14 protein-coding genes are annotated in these 15,162 nt (G+C 38.3%); 1 reads left to right on the forward strand and 13 read right to left on the reverse strand.

Annotation, left to right across the window (positions count from 1 at the left end; genetic code table 11):
* Positions 1-222: 222 nt before the first annotated feature.
* The 3 genes from ACRX5O_RS06515 to ACRX5O_RS06525 all read right to left on the reverse strand — a co-directional run bounded on the left by ACRX5O_RS06515 (position 223) and on the right by ACRX5O_RS06525 (position 4,207).
* On the reverse strand, positions 223-414 hold the full coding sequence (locus tag ACRX5O_RS06515) for a hypothetical protein (protein ID WP_433905215.1): 192 nt from the start codon (positions 412-414) through the stop codon (positions 223-225).
* Positions 415-483: 69 nt separating this feature from the next.
* The gene (locus ACRX5O_RS06520; protein WP_433905216.1) at positions 484-1,281 is read right to left on the reverse strand and encodes an ABC transporter ATP-binding protein; all 798 of its coding nucleotides are present in this window, start codon (positions 1,279-1,281) and stop codon (positions 484-486) included.
* 118 nt (positions 1,282-1,399) lie between these two features.
* Entirely contained in the window at positions 1,400-4,207 is a 2,808-nt protein-coding gene (locus ACRX5O_RS06525) for a M14 family metallopeptidase (protein ID WP_433905217.1), read from the reverse strand.
* A 368-nt stretch (positions 4,208-4,575) separates the two neighbouring features.
* Between ACRX5O_RS06525 and ACRX5O_RS06530 the strand changes: the two genes are divergently transcribed.
* Positions 4,576-4,887 carry a hypothetical protein gene (locus ACRX5O_RS06530; RefSeq protein WP_433905218.1) on the forward strand — a complete coding sequence of 104 codons (312 nt, stop codon included), beginning with the start codon at positions 4,576-4,578 and terminating at the stop codon, positions 4,885-4,887.
* 306 nt (positions 4,888-5,193) lie between these two features.
* Here the strand turns inward: ACRX5O_RS06530 and ACRX5O_RS06535 are convergent, their stop codons facing one another.
* The 10 genes from ACRX5O_RS06535 to ACRX5O_RS06580 form a co-directional block, all read right to left on the reverse strand.
* Positions 5,194-5,901, reverse strand: a complete 708-nt coding sequence (locus tag ACRX5O_RS06535) for a response regulator (RefSeq protein ID WP_433905219.1) — start codon at positions 5,899-5,901, stop codon at positions 5,194-5,196.
* A gap of 3 nt (positions 5,902-5,904) precedes the next feature.
* Positions 5,905-7,491, reverse strand: a complete 1,587-nt coding sequence (locus ACRX5O_RS06540; protein WP_433905220.1) for an ATP-binding protein — start codon at positions 7,489-7,491, stop codon at positions 5,905-5,907.
* A 72-nt stretch (positions 7,492-7,563) separates the two neighbouring features.
* Positions 7,564-9,090: a tripartite tricarboxylate transporter permease gene (locus ACRX5O_RS06545; protein WP_433905221.1), complete on the reverse strand. Its 1,527-nt coding sequence runs from the start codon at positions 9,088-9,090 to the stop codon at positions 7,564-7,566.
* Positions 9,091-9,123: 33 nt separating this feature from the next.
* The gene (locus tag ACRX5O_RS06550; RefSeq protein ID WP_433905222.1) at positions 9,124-9,576 is read right to left on the reverse strand and encodes a tripartite tricarboxylate transporter TctB family protein; all 453 of its coding nucleotides are present in this window, start codon (positions 9,574-9,576) and stop codon (positions 9,124-9,126) included.
* 57 nt (positions 9,577-9,633) lie between these two features.
* Entirely contained in the window at positions 9,634-10,665 is a 1,032-nt protein-coding gene (locus ACRX5O_RS06555; RefSeq protein WP_433905223.1) for a Bug family tripartite tricarboxylate transporter substrate binding protein, read from the reverse strand.
* Between the two features lie 167 nt (positions 10,666-10,832).
* Positions 10,833-11,087, reverse strand: a complete 255-nt coding sequence (locus ACRX5O_RS06560) for a hypothetical protein (RefSeq protein ID WP_433905224.1) — start codon at positions 11,085-11,087, stop codon at positions 10,833-10,835.
* Between the two features lie 27 nt (positions 11,088-11,114).
* Positions 11,115-12,005, reverse strand: coding sequence for an acyl-ACP desaturase (locus tag ACRX5O_RS06565; RefSeq protein WP_433905225.1), 891 nt, complete (start codon positions 12,003-12,005; stop codon positions 11,115-11,117).
* A gap of 128 nt (positions 12,006-12,133) precedes the next feature.
* Positions 12,134-13,147 (reverse strand): SIS domain-containing protein, encoded by a 1,014-nt coding sequence (locus ACRX5O_RS06570; RefSeq protein ID WP_433905226.1) that lies wholly within the window; start codon positions 13,145-13,147, stop codon positions 12,134-12,136.
* 11 nt (positions 13,148-13,158) lie between these two features.
* Positions 13,159-14,172 (reverse strand): SIS domain-containing protein, encoded by a 1,014-nt coding sequence (locus ACRX5O_RS06575; RefSeq protein ID WP_433905227.1) that lies wholly within the window; start codon positions 14,170-14,172, stop codon positions 13,159-13,161.
* 158 nt (positions 14,173-14,330) lie between these two features.
* On the reverse strand, positions 14,331-15,161 hold the full coding sequence (locus ACRX5O_RS06580) for a carbohydrate ABC transporter permease (RefSeq protein WP_433905228.1): 831 nt from the start codon (positions 15,159-15,161) through the stop codon (positions 14,331-14,333).
* Between the last annotated feature and the right edge of the window lies 1 nt (position 15,162).

Raw genomic sequence — 15,162 nt, forward strand, 5'->3', positions numbered from 1 at the left:
TCTTGTTAATTTTACAAATCCATTATAGAACAAGAGTTCGTTGTAATCAAATATCAACAGAGTTATTTAACATAGCTAAAAATAAAAATATCAAAATGTCCATATTTCATGCTGCTATTTCATTAGTATTTATCTACATCTTTCTTGACTCTGTTTTTAGTTAATAAAAGATAATATTAATACGACTCCCCAATACAATACTCACTTCCCTCACCTTTCACGTTATTTATAGTTCTTTTTTATTAAGTCAAGAATATTAAATAATTGGGATATGATGAACGCACCTAACACTACTAAAATCACTCCTATTGTAACCTCAATATCTTCAAATATGTTTCCTATCAGTGATAATGTAAAGAATAAGACCACAGCTATCAATAGAGTCATAAAAAAGATGCTAATATACCGTCCCATTTCTCTTCACCCCCATTTTTATATTCTATGTGTCCTTTTAATAAAAAGAGCCTATCTCGATTAGACGTTTCAGAAGAAATTTTTACTCGCTGTACGTTTAGAAACCAATGGTCTACCGTTCTTCCAAATCACTTCTACATCCATAGTAAGGAAGTGCGACAATTTAGAGTTTGAAATCATTTCGTTTGTATCTCCTGCCGAAAAAACATGCCCTTCTTTTAAAAGCAATGTTTTATTAAAAATAGGCAAAATTTCTTCTGCATGGTGAGTTACATAAACCATTGTTGGTGCATCTTCTTTTTTAGCAATTTCCTCAATTGTTTCTAAAAATTCTTCTCGCGCAATGAAATCTAAGCCATTCGTAGGTTCATCCAGGATTAGTAGAGAGGGATTTGTCATTAAAGACCGTGCGATAAGAACTCTTTGCTTTTCTCCTTGTGAGAGATTCTCATAGTTACGATTCGCATAATGGATGCAGCCAAGCTCTTTTAATAAAGTGATGGCTTTTTCTCTAATTTCACCTGAGGGTATTTCGTAAAGACCAATGGATGCATAAGCACCACTTAATACGACCTCAAAGGCATTGTCCCCAGGATGGAATTTTTGTTGTAAAGAAGAAGATACAAAGCCAATATGCTTTCGGAGTTCACCTCCAATAGGATCTCTCCCAAACTCTCTACCTAGCACGCTGACTTTCCCTTTTGTTGGATAATAATAGGCATTTACTATATTTAGCAATGCGGTTTTTCCAGCACCATTTAAACCAAACAGAACCCAGTTGTCCCCTTTATGAATGCTCCAATTAATATGCTGTAATATCCACTTCTCCCCTCTTATTAACGAAACACCTTCCATATGTAATACCATCTGGTTTCTCCCTTCACTACCTCAGGTTACCGTTATATTATCACATTATTACAAATTTTTATTACTTAAAAAACAGAAGGTTCTCAACCTTAGATTGAGAACCTACCTGTATGTTTTTCTACTCTCTATCTCTTCCTTTTTCAAAGAAGGATGATTCAACTTGGTTGTTCTTCTTAATTACTTTATCCTTCACAGAGCCTTTGCCCTTCTTCGCTACTTCGGATCCAACCGAAGCAAAGATGCTGTTAGCTAATAGACGATAGCTATACTGCGTATGTGCTCTAAAAGCTAAATCATTCGCAAATAAAGTGATGTTGGTGTCTTCAAGATTTTGAGTAAAGGCTAGTGTTTGACCCTTTGCCTCTTCGTGTCCTGGCCACCAGCCAGCAACGTAGAAGTCAGCACTGCTACTTACGGTTGCAAGTACCTCTGCCTCCTTAGGAACGGAAGTAATCCATGCTCCATTGGTTGTATACAGAAGCTCATCGGCCTGATAGCCAGAAGTTAGTAGATGATCATTTACTTTTGCTTTTAACAGCCCTTCGTGTCCTGCACTCGTGTAATCCCACTCATATCCTGGTAGCAAACCGCTATTTTTCACAGCATTGAGCGCATAGACACCCATACCAACATACGATTTCCCTGCAAGACTACTAGCATTAAAGGTACCGCTATCACTAACAATTACATCTGCTTCCGCTTGGCTCACTAGTTCGAATCCTAATTCCTTCAACGAGAAGATTAATTGGGATGACCCCGTTACAGCCACTTTAGGAAGAGTTAATTTTTCTGTTTTTACATTTTGCGTTGTACCAACTGGTGAAGCTTCGTAGTAATAGTCAGCATATCCAGCTAAATCTTTTGTACTCACAATATAATCGCCTTTATTCACCTTGCCCTTTGTTTCCATTGCTTTTCCAACGACTTTACCGTCTCTTAATAACTGATTTACTAGTTTCACTGTGTCATTATTAGTGTTTGATAATACTTGTTTTGGTGTTTTACCAACCACTTCACCTGTTGGTAATGTAATATTTTCTACTACTGTCGTTTTGTTTTCAAAAGCATTTGATACACGAACTTCATTAATATCAAAACCTCTTAAAGCCGGAAAGTTTACAACGATCGGATCGTACATGGCTCCCCAGTCAGATACATCGTCACCTTTATAAAGCATCGCATTGGCCAATCCACGTTTTGCTTGGTCCATAGGAACTACATATGTTCCTTTTGGATAAGTGACACCATTAACTTCTATGTTTGTTGTCGTTTGTTCGACCCTTACACCGTTACGAAGTAAATACTCTACCATTTTCGTTGCTTCTAGAGTATTTTTTTGCCCCGCTACATCAACTGGTATTACATAATATTCTGGGAAGAAGTTTTCTTTGTCTCCTCTTACACGACCAATGGATTCTCCGTCAGCATTGACAAAGTATTCATCAACGGCACGATTGTCTTCCCCATTTACACCACGCTTAAAAATTTCAAGCTGGTTTTTGTACAGTTCATCTTTGTTTTCAGTAACATAAAGCGTTGCACCAAGACCTGTACCATACATAGCATCATATCCATTTTGACTTAATGCTGGTGTTTCAATGGTGTGGCCAAGTGAACCGTGCAGCATCGCATACATCGCTGTATAGGCTGGAGTCATATCGTCCCAACCATCACCGTAGTCTAGGGCTGGAATTTCATAAGAGTTATAAGCAGAATTACTAATCCCTGCTTTCCCCATCTCATGAGCCTGCTCAATCATATTACCGTAAAGTAAATCATACTCAAAGTTTGGGTTATGCGGAGGAGTAGTTGGTTCAATTAAGAACCCATTTACGTAACCATGCATATCAAGGAAGGAAAGAGGAGTCCACTTCGCAATCTCTTGAGTTACTTCCTGTGTTTCAATTTGAGTTTGATAGTGATTATCACGGTTCAAGTCAAATCCATTAGCGTTTGCTCTTGTGTTAAGAACTCTGCCATCAGGGTTATTCGTAAACATATAAAGGAAGATGACATCATCAAGAACTTCATCCACATTCAATGTTACAGGTTTTTCCTGATCGTCAACAACCGTATTAAAAGTGACTTCCTCTTCAAGGGCAAATTTCTTAAATAACTCAACTTGTGCATCCACACCCTCCACTTCATCAGGGTGAATATTGTTAATCCACATGGGAACTTGATAATCTCCCATTGTTCCATTTTCAAGCTTTTCTAATAAACTTTCAGGATTTTCTAATGCGGTAGGTAAAGTTTCGTTCAAATACTTATCAACTGCAGCTTGATCTCTTGCTAAAATAACAAAATGCAGGTCCCGACCTTGTACCGTTTTACCAAGACTTTGGTACTCGAGATAACGGTCATTTGCAGCATTTGCTTCCTCGAATACTTGATCAATGGTTGGCTTTAATTCCTCATAGAAATGAAATTGATCATACACATTAAGTTTGACCGTTTTAGCTGCCTTTGTTTGGCTTGCCGGATTTATTAACGCTAGCTCATAGTCTCCAATAAATTGTTGATATTGCGTACGAATCGTACGGTTTGAGAGATTGTCTCTATTATAAAGAAGACCAAACTCTAATGTTGCCTTGATGGTTGTTGTGCCATCAACAAAATGTGGCTCTTCGATCACCTTAATAAAAGGTTCACCATTATAATTTTTCCCACTTGTCCACTTTTTCCATTCGGAGAGGCTCTTCCCACCAAATTGAAACTCTAGTTGACTCAAATCAACATTATCCCCAAAATCCGCTTGAACTTCTACTGTTCTAGCCTCTGTGAGTGAGAATAAAGACCTACTAGTCTCTAACTCTATCACATCGTAGGCTTCGACTGTCTCAGTAGCTAAAACAGGAAATGCTGCCTGTGTGAATAGGGCTAGAACTAGTAAAAATCCTAGTAAAGCCGTAAATCGCTTCTTCATAAAATCATCCCTTCTATGTATATAATAGACTACCAAGTTAACGTAACAGAATATTCGGAAAACAAACAGGGAATTTAGTTCGATATACGAAGGGAATTCATCGACAAATTCCGCCATTCACCTTGGATATATTGCTAACTACTAGTTCATAAGACTCAACCTCCCCATAAAAAAACTCTTACTTTATTAGGAAAGGGTTCCTTGATTACCTGTTGATTGTCTGATTTCAAGGGAGATTTGGACAGGACCTGATAGAATTTGCACTTGGGTGTCCGAATGTAGAGGGTATTCGGACTGCACACGAAGGAATTTACACTTGGGTGTCCGAATCCAGAGGGTATTCGGACTGCACACGAAGGAATTTGCACTTGGGTGTCCGAATGCAGGCGGTATTCGGACTGCACACGAAGGAATTTGCACTTGGTGTCCGAATCCAGGCGGTATTCGGACTGGACACGAAGGAATTTGCACTTGGTGTCCGAATCCAGAGGGTTTTCCGACTGGACACGAAGGAATTTGCACTTGGGTGTCCGAATGCAGGCGGTATTCGGACTGCACACGAAGGAATTTGCACTTGGTGTCCGAATCCAGGCGGTATTCGGACTGGACACGAAGGAATTTGCACTTGGTGTCCGAATCCAGAGGGTTTTCCGACTGGACACGAAGGAATTTGCACTTGAGTGTCCGAATCCAGGCGGTATTCGGACTGCACACGAAGGAATTTACACTTGGGTGTCCGAATCCAGAGGGTATTCGGACTGCACACGAAGGAATTTGCACTTGGGTGTCCGAATCCAGGCGGTATTCGGACTGCACACGAAGGAATAAAGTATCCCTTCGAGTGCCAATTATACTAAATAACTAGAATATTCCTTTGTTAAAAGAGAAATAGCTTGAGTCAATTCTCATGCTATCTTATGTGTCATTTTATACTTATGCACTCGAATCGGAACCCTTTACTATATTAGGAAGAGGGTCATATCAACCTATCTTTCTACAATATACACACGCTCAGGACGGCCAACTGTCCCGTAGGCTAAATCGGCTTCAATTTTTTCTACTGATACCAGATGCTCTAAGTAACGGCGAGCTGTTGTTCGACTAATACCAATTTCTTTTGCCACGCTCTCAGCCGTTAGTCCAACTCCTACTTTTCCTAGTACTTCTAGTACTTTTTCAAGGGTTAATGGGTCAATTCCCTTTGGTAAATACGTGCGATCATTGTTACTAGTTACTTCTACTTCTTTCCGTAGAAGACTGTCAACTTCTTGCTGTGTAATAAGTGTATTTTCTTTTCCTAATAATTGTAGTTTTTTATGGAAATCTTGATATCGTTGTAATGCTTGCTTAAAACGATCAAAGACGACAGGTTTAATCATATAATCGAACACACCGATACTAATTGCCTCTTGAACTTTATCTAACTCTTTTGTAGCGGTAATCATGATCACATCTGTATGCTTTTCAAGCTGTTTCGTTTCTTTTAGCAAGTCCAATCCATTCATATCCGGAAAATAAACATCCAACAGGAGCAAATCTGGCTTCAAGATATCAATCAATGTTCTCGCCTCTAGATAACTAGCCGCAATCCCAACAACTTGAAACCCTTGTATTTGCTCTATATACCGCTGTTGTATCTCAGCAATTCTAAGATCATCTTCAACAATTAATACTTCGATCTCACGGTTCCCCATTGTTTACTCCCCCCTATTTTTCGGTATCGCTATAGTGAAAATCGTACCCTCCCCTGACTGAGATGAAAAGGTAATCGTTCCACCGAGAGCTTCAATTTCCTTATGAACGAGACTTAGTCCGATACCCGCATTACTCTTTTTGTTCTTGGTTGAATACCCTTCACGAAAAATCAAATCACTTTTGGTACTTTCGATACCATTTCCGTTGTCTTCGACTTCAATAATTAAATCTTTTCCAAGATCGGTTAGAAACAGGGTTACATTTTTTTCTTCTTTTTCATTTTCCCTTACTGCTTCAAAAGCATTGTTGACTAAGTTCCCAATTATCGTGACTAGCGAGTCTCGATTCATCTCATCAGGAATATCTTTAAAACTACTCTCTCTATCTACATGGAAATTCACTTTCCATTCACTCGCCAAGCTTGTCTTTCCTAGAATAAATCCAGCAATTATGGGATCAGGAATTTCTTTCATCAGAAATTGAACAAATCCTTGAGCAACATCCACTTCATGAGAAATAAAATCAATTGCTTCTTTATATGACCCTAATTGGATTAATCCTAATAAAGTATAAAGACGGTTGGAATACTCATGTGTTTGTGCTCGTAATCCTTCTGCATAAGCCTTTACATGGGATAATTCCTGTAGTAAATGTGCTAGCTCAGATTTATTCCGCAAACTGGCAACCGCTCCAATAACGTTCCCTTTTTTATTATGAATAGGAATTCGATTAACCAAATAGACAGAACCAAAAATCATCATTTCCTGGTCATATTCAGCCATTCCTGTCCGAACCACACTCAGGAGCTTCGTGTTCTCTAAAACCTCTTCAATTCTCTTCCCCCGGAGTAAGACTTCATTCGGTACTCGTAAAATTTTATGAGCTGTTTCATTTACAACTGTGATCCTGCCATCTGTATCGATTGCAATAATTCCTTCATGAATCGATTCTAAAATGGCATGTTTCTCCTGATACATCCAGGCAATTTCTTTTGGTTCTAATCCAAACATGGCTTTTTTAATATTTAAAGAGATTAAAAGAGCCGCTAGTAGGCCCCCTATTAAAATCAGGAAGGTAACCACAAATATCTTTTTTTGTATTTTTGCCACCTTCATCTCTATATCCGTCTGGAGATACCCAACTGATACCACACCAATGACATCTCCATTATGAAAAATAGGTGTTTTCCCCCTGAGTGAAGGTCCTAATGTCCCAGTTGACTCTGAGATAATCGATTCCCCTTTAAAAACCCGGCTATTATCTCCCCCAACCATCTTCTGCCCTAAACGTATAGGATTCGGATGGGAATATCTGACCTCAGCTAAGTTCCCGATAACAATAAATTCCGCACCTACTTGATTTCGGATTTTTTCTGCAATGGGTTGAATAATAGCAGCCGGATCTTCTGTCTGAAAAGCTTCTTGTATTTCCGGTATATTTGCGACAGATTGGGCCACTGATAACGCTTTTGAACCAATTTCATTTTTCAGATTTGATTCCATGATTTGTTTAAAGGTGTACCCAAATAAGCCTCCAATCACAACAATGACAATAAAAATTCCGAGCATTAACTTTGTATGTAAACGCATCCAAACACCTCTATTCTCATTATAGTAAAAAAACTCCTTATTAAAAGGAGTTTTCTAACTATTTCAAATAATTTATCCTTCCACGTTAATAATGACTTCTTTCCCTCTTCTTTTCATTAGGAGAGGAATGATTAGCCAAAGGAGTGTAATGAGTAGAAAAGCTAGGGAAATCGGTCTTGTCAAAAACACACTGAAATCTCCATTAGAAATTGTTAACGCTCTTCGAAGATTATTTTCAACCATCGGTCCTAACACCAACCCTAATACTAGTGGTGCGATCGGATAATCGTTCTTGCTCAAAACGTACCCAAGAATACCACATACTAATAACAGCAATAAATCGTATGTGGAAACTTGAACGGCATACACACCAAAAATGGAGATAGCGATAATAATAGGTATTAAGAATTGCTTCGGTGTTTGAATAATTTTTGCAAACACTTTTACCAATGGAAGATTTAAAATTAATAGCATGATATTTCCGATAAACATACTAGCAATTAGTCCCCATGCTACCTGTGGATGGTCTTCAAATAATAGCGGCCCAGGTTGGACGTTATACATCATCAGTGCTCCCATTAAAATTGCTGTGGTACCTGAACCTGGAATACCAAGCGTTAATAACGGGATCATTGCACCACCCGATGCTGCATTATTTGCAGACTCCGGCGCTGCAACCCCTGCAATGGATCCCGTACCAAATTTGGAAGGGTTCTTAGAAATCTTTTTTTCTAGAATATAAGAAAAGAAGGAAGCGAGCGTCGCACCTGCACCAGGTAATATTCCTACAAAAAAGCCTAGTATCGAGCCTCTAGCAATCGGTCCAGCTGATTCCTTGAATTCATCCTTGGAAGGAAGTAAATTATTGATTTTTGCAATATGAACCTCTTCTTCTTCTTTTTCTAAGATTGTTTTGAAAACTTCACCTAGAGCGAACAATCCAACAGCTATCGTTAAAAATTCAATGCCCTGATAGAGCCACGGAACATCAAATGTAAATCTAGCAATACCTGAGACACTATCAATACCAATCGTCCCAAGTAGTAATCCACAAATGGTCATAATCAATGCCTTTGTGACAGACTTTCCTGCTAAACCACTAACAGCACCTAGACCTAATAACATAAGAGAAAAATATTCTGCTGGTCCAAATTTCAGAGCAACAGCTGACAGTGGTTTGGCTAATGCAATAAGTGCTACAAGAGTGATAATACCAGCGACAAATGAACCGATGGCTGCTATCGATAATGCACTTCCTGCTCTCCCTTTTTTCGCCATTTGATATCCATCCAACGTCGTAACAACTGATGATGATTCCCCTGGTGTATTTAATAGAATCGATGTGGTCGAACCACCATACATCGCTCCATAATACACCCCAGCAAGCAGAATGATTGCACTTGTAGCTGCTTGCTCTGGAGGAAGTCCACCCGTAATGGATGCGGTAACTGGAATCAGCAGTGCTACCCCACTCATCGGACCAATTCCAGGTAGCACACCTACAGCAGTACCTATTAATACTCCAACAAAAGCAAACGCGATATTATACCAAATTAGTGCCGTTCCGAAACCTTGAAATAAATAGTCAAGTGTGTCCATGCTTCCCTTCTCCTCTCTACACCCCTTTCATAGCTAAAACCAAATTGGCCAGCCAGGAAGAGTTCCTTTTAACACTTGTACATATAAAAAATACACAATTCCTGAAAAACAAGCAGATATGATGAGAGACTTCACCCATTTTGTACGTTCCATTGTCTGAAAACAGACAAATAAAAAGATAAACGTGGTAATGACGTACCCAATTGTTTCTAATGTCAAAATATAAAAAAGCGTAGCAACAAAGATGATAAGAAATGGCTTGTATTGCAGTTTCTCCTTTTCACCGTAATGGCTCCTCGTCATAAGGGTTTCGTAAAATAAACGAATACTTAAAAGGACAAGTAAGGCACCAAGCATGGTAGGGAAAATATCAGGCCCTACAGAACTTCCGTATGAAGTGCTAGCGAGATTTCGACTCCCGATAATAAACAGAACTCCAGTTGCTAGAAAAAGTACAGAAGCGATACGATCGAACTTAATATCCATTGGTACTCCCCTTTCAAAAAGCATAAGGGGAGAAGGAAGCCTCCTCCCCTAAGCTATCTATTTCTCCATACCTAACGCTGTTAATAATTGCTGAACCTGTGTTTCCTGTTCCTCTAAGAACTTTATGAATTCTGAGCTGTTTTTGTATTCCATTTCCCAGCCTTGTGTTTCTACTTCCTTCTTCCATTCTGGAGAACTCACAAGCTTTTCTAAGGACGTCTCCCAATATTCTTTTGCTTCCTCTGACATCTTTTCAGGTCCAAATACCCCACGCCAAATGGTAAACTCAGCTTCTACACCTTGTTCAATCGCTGTTGGAACATCCTTGAAGTCACCACCAATACGCTCGGTTGAAGTTACAGCTAACACTCGTACATCACCTGATTTTAAAAATTCCTTTACACTAGAAGCGTCTGTTCCAATTACATCTGCATTTCCACCAAGCAATGCCGTGATCGCTTCTCCCCCACCATCATAGGACACGTACTTCACTTTTGTCGGATCCACACCATATTTATAAGAGGGAAGAATAGAAATTAAGTGATCCATAGATCCTGGTGCAGAACCGCCTGCAAATGTTAGTTTACTAGGATCCTTCTTTACTTCTTCCAAAACGGACTTTAAGTCGGTAAACTTTGAATCTGATTTTACAACAATCGCCCCATAATCCTTCGTTAACTGTGCCAGAGGAGTTGTATTTTTGTACCCGAATGGACTATTTCCTTCTTTTTTCAAATTATTAATGATAATCGGTGGAGAATTAACAAACAGCATGTCATTATTTTCTACTTGTTGGGTCGCATATTCAGCCATAAAAACAGCTCCGCCACCACCCGGTTTATTTTCTACCGTTAACGGTTGTTCCACAATCTTTGTCTCTGCTAACACCTTTGTCAACGAGCGGGCCGTTAAGTCCCAACCACCACCTGCTCCTGAGGGTGCTACCACTGAAATAGCTTTTGTAGGGTACCCTGTACTTTTTTCCTTCTTGTCAGATCCTGCTGTTTGTTCACCACTACTGCAGGCACCTAGGCTGAGCGCCAATACTCCTGCACACATAAAAGCTGATATTTTTTTAATAGAAAACATTTTGAATCCCCCTTTGTAAGCGTTTTCTTAATTTTACAAAACTTTTGAACATTTTTTGAATTATACATTTAAACAACATTAAAAACTTATTAATCATTTTGTTCATTTTGTTCACGAGGAAAAACAAAAAAAAAAACCAGTTTCATCATAGAAACTGGTTACGTCTATTACACTTCTACAGTAAGAATTTCTTCTATTTCTTCTTGAATTTCTTTACTTACAGATAACAAACGTTTTTTTCTTAATTCTAGATCCGTGTCTTTATCAATAAATTGATTGGTATGTGTGTCAAAGCAAGAGAAACAGATAGAATAGAAATCTTTTTTCTCCTTCTTTAAGAAATCAAATTCCCATGTTTCTAACTCTAAGTAACTTACTCTTTCCTTCGTTTCTTTTTTACATAACTCGCAATGTGTTGTCATGACAAAATCCTTCCTTGCTTCTTGCTATTATTTTTTAGCCAGCTGACGTTCTTTGATTCGCTTTAAGCGCCCGTGATATTTCATAATATTCGCTTGTGATTGTTTTGCTTCTTCAGTAGTAGGTTGGAGATTTTCAATATCCCAGTACGTTACTATTACGTCTAATACTTGATCAAAATATTGTAATGGACCATAATTTGCATCAATGGCTATCGTTTTCATTCTCTCATTAAAGTCGGGCATAACCGCGCCTGGCATGGAGAAATTGATAATCACATCCTCGAAAAATACAAGGAAATTAGGATCAAGTTCCAAATGAGCTTTCACCGTATCTCGATAGAAAGCATAATGAAGTGCTTCGTCTTTTGCTAACCTTCTAAGTAAGGTTGCCAAATCTTTGTCATGCGGACTAGCAATTTTCGCAACATTATTATAAAAGACTAGAGTGGCTAACTCTTGTAAAGAAGTATAAGCCATAGTTGCTAGTGGGTTCGTGAAGTCAGGGAACCAACCACTCTCAACCACACGCTTTCTTAGTTCATGTAATCGCTTTGGATCTACGTTACGTGTCACCAATAAATACGTTTCAAGCAAACTAGAGTGTTGATCTTCTTCTGCCGTCCATGTGCGAACAAAATCATTGATCACTTCCATAGAGTTTTTAAAAGTATAATCCAAATGTGATGTATACCAAGGCAAATTAACCTCAGTAAGCAATGCTGTCTCAATCGCTACAATAACCCCTTCAGGAAGAGTGACTTGACTTTCATCCCAAGGAACTCTCTTAAACGACATTGCTTTATCCCATGGAATAAACTCGTGGTAACTCCAGTCAATATTAGCTGACCGTTCCTTATGTAATAGATATAATTCCTTAATTTTTGGTTCTAAGCGTGTATCCAAATCTGAATTTAACATCGATTAACCCCTTACATTTTTTACTTTCTAGCTTTAATAAGTGATTTTAACAGAATTTTTCGATAAGATAAAGAAATATGAATAATAAAAAACTGTAGACACAAGGAATGTCTACAGTTCTAAGATAATTAGAAAGGAACTTTTTTATAGTATCTTCTTGTCGTGAGAGGATGGTTTCTGACTTCTTCCAAATGACAGCTGATTCTTTCTAATAGAGTAGCTAATACGATAGGCGATACAAACGGTCTAAATTGCTCTGATATTCCTTCGAGTGGATAATCTTTCGAATCAAACACGGTTAATTCCTTTGAAAAGTGGCTCGCAAAGCGTTCCACTCTTTCTGTTAGAGAACGCACTCTTCCTTCTCCTTTTAACAATAGAATACTTGTATCTTCTTCTACCAACTCAAGTGTTCCATGGAAGAAATCAGAGGCGTGAACGGGCCGAGTCTTAATCCACTGCATTTCTTCTAAAATACACATTCCATAATAATAGGTTTGCCCCCAATTAATTCCAGCTCCGGAAAGGATATGATAAGGAGTGTCTTTATGCTTTTGTGCAAACTCTTTTGCCCGGTTTTCCGTAGCTTCCTTCACCTTCAATAGTGCTTCTGGTAACATTTTCAGCTCTTCCATCCATTGATGATATTCAGGAAACTCCTGTCTCTTATACATTAACCGAAAGGCAATGAGGAACGATTGAAGATAGAATGATTCACAAGATGTGTCATCCTCTGCAAAATTGACAAAAGAATAATCTGTCACTTCAGTAAGTGGTGTATTCGCATGACCCACCAAGCAAATAGTGGTAGCACCCTTTTCCTTGCAAAATTTTGCAACTTCCACCGTTTCTCTTGTTGCTCCTGATAAGGATGGAAGAATAACTAAAGATTGTTCGCCTAAATGCTGATGATCCATGACCATTAATTCAGATGATATTTCTGTATAAACTGATAAGGTTGAGTGATTCTTCAAAATGTATTCTGCAGCATACATTAAGATGGCAGCTCCACCTGTGCCAACAAAGAATACATTATTTATTCCTTTTGTGACTAATTCATCTATCACTACGTCTAATTCGTCTTTTAAACCGATAGCCCCATTTTGAATACGTAAAAACCTGTCTCTGTCAAAGTTAAACATGACTTCCCCCCTTAGTAATCCATTTTACGGTAATATCTTCTTAGCTCTAAAGGATGGTTTCTTTCCCTTTCCAGATACACACTAATCTGACCAGTTAATGCCCAGTTTACATTTACAGCAAAAAACTTACGAAACTTTTCACTAATCCCTTCTAACGGATAATCCTTTGTATCAATGATAAATAATTCTTTTGTTATTTTTTCAGCAAATCTTTCTACTCGATCTACCAGCGGCCGTGTTTCATCTTCCCCCTTAAACAAGATAACACTTGTATCTTCCTCCACCAGCTCTAATGTCCCGTGGAAAAACTCTGCCGCATGAATCGATTTTGATTTAATCCACTGCATTTCTTCCAAGATACACATGGCATAAGAGTAAGTATTTCCCCATAGATTCCCTGCTCCGACTAACATATGGTATCCAGTATCTTTGTGTTTAATGGCAAATTGCTCTGCACGAGGGTCAAACGCTTCAACAGCGTGAACAATTCCTTGTGGAAGTAGAGCTAATTCTTTTGTAAATTGTTCATAGTCAGGGAATTCTCCATGATTATGAATGAAACGAGCAGTAAGTAGTTGGAGGTGAACAAAGAACGTATCAAATGAATGCTTTTCCCTGCCTGTCGAAATGCAATAATCCACAGCATCAGCTAGAGGAGTATTCGGGATGGCTACTAAACCAATGGTCGTCGCCCCTTTTTCTTTACAAAATTCTGCTGCCGCTATGGTTTCTTTCGTTGTACCAGTGACAGAAGCAAATAGGCAAACAGAGTCCTTTGTTAAATGACGATTGTTCATGACAATTAGCTCAGCTGCAATCTCTGCATGAACATCCAAACTCGAGTTCGATTTAAAAATATACTCATAAGGATACATCATCGCAACCGTTCCACCAGATCCAATCAAAAAGATGTTTTGAAAACCCTTATTTGAAATTTCATCTACAATTCTTTCGATTTCACCTTTCTTTGCTATTCCTTCCTCTCCAACTAACTGTAAAAATAGATTTGAATCAAATTTTAACATGACAATCCCTCCACATTTTTATTAATTAATTTATATAAGGAGCTAACGTTGGGAATCTTCCATTAGAGACACCTGGGGAGCTGCTCCTCACTAATGGTATATACCATTTATATTCGTCTATATTAGTAAAAAACACCAATATAGACACTTATATATTTTTATCCTTTCACACCACCTGCTGATATCCCACGGACAAATTGTTTTTGAAAGATAATATACGCGATAATCATCGGTAGGGCAGAAATAGCTAATCCCGCCAATTGAATTCCGAAGTTAGTATTTAATTGACTTCTTAAATTCATCAAACCTACTGGAATGGTTCTAAGACTTGAATCCTCAATAAAAACCAATGCGAACATGAACTCATTCCAAACATTCATGGCAGTTAAAAGAGCACAAGAAGCAATAATTGGTCTTCCCATCGGAAGAACGATATTCCAATACACTTTCCATCGATTACACCCATCAATAATAGCTGCCTCTTCAAGCTCTCTAGGAATCGATAAAAAATACGACCTCATTAAAAAAATAGCAAATGGCAGTTGGAAGGCAACATATGGAATGATTAACGCTCCATACGTATTGTAAAGTCCAACTCCTTGAAGAAGCTTGTATAGAGGAATCAGACTGACTTGTGGCGCAAGCATTAAGCCACTTAAAATAATGATTAATAAAATATTCTGTCCTTTAAAGCGAAATCTACTTAAGCCATAAGCTGCCATTGACCCAAACAGCAATACGGTAACGACCGAAACCACAGTAATAAACACACTATTAAAAAAGTACTTTCCGATACCCGCATCCCATGCAGCTATATAATTCTCCCATACCCATTCCTCAGGAAGTGACCAGGTGTTTAAAAAGAAATCACTATTTGTTTTTAACCCGCTTAAGGCTAGCCAAATAATTGGATAAATAATCACTAAGGAAAACAAACTAAACCACACTAAGATGACCACTTGAAAGATTCTATTTTTTATGATTGTCATT

The organism is Robertmurraya mesotrionivorans (genome assembly GCF_050971805.1).
Taxonomy (GTDB): domain Bacteria; phylum Bacillota; class Bacilli; order Bacillales; family Cytobacillaceae; genus Robertmurraya_A.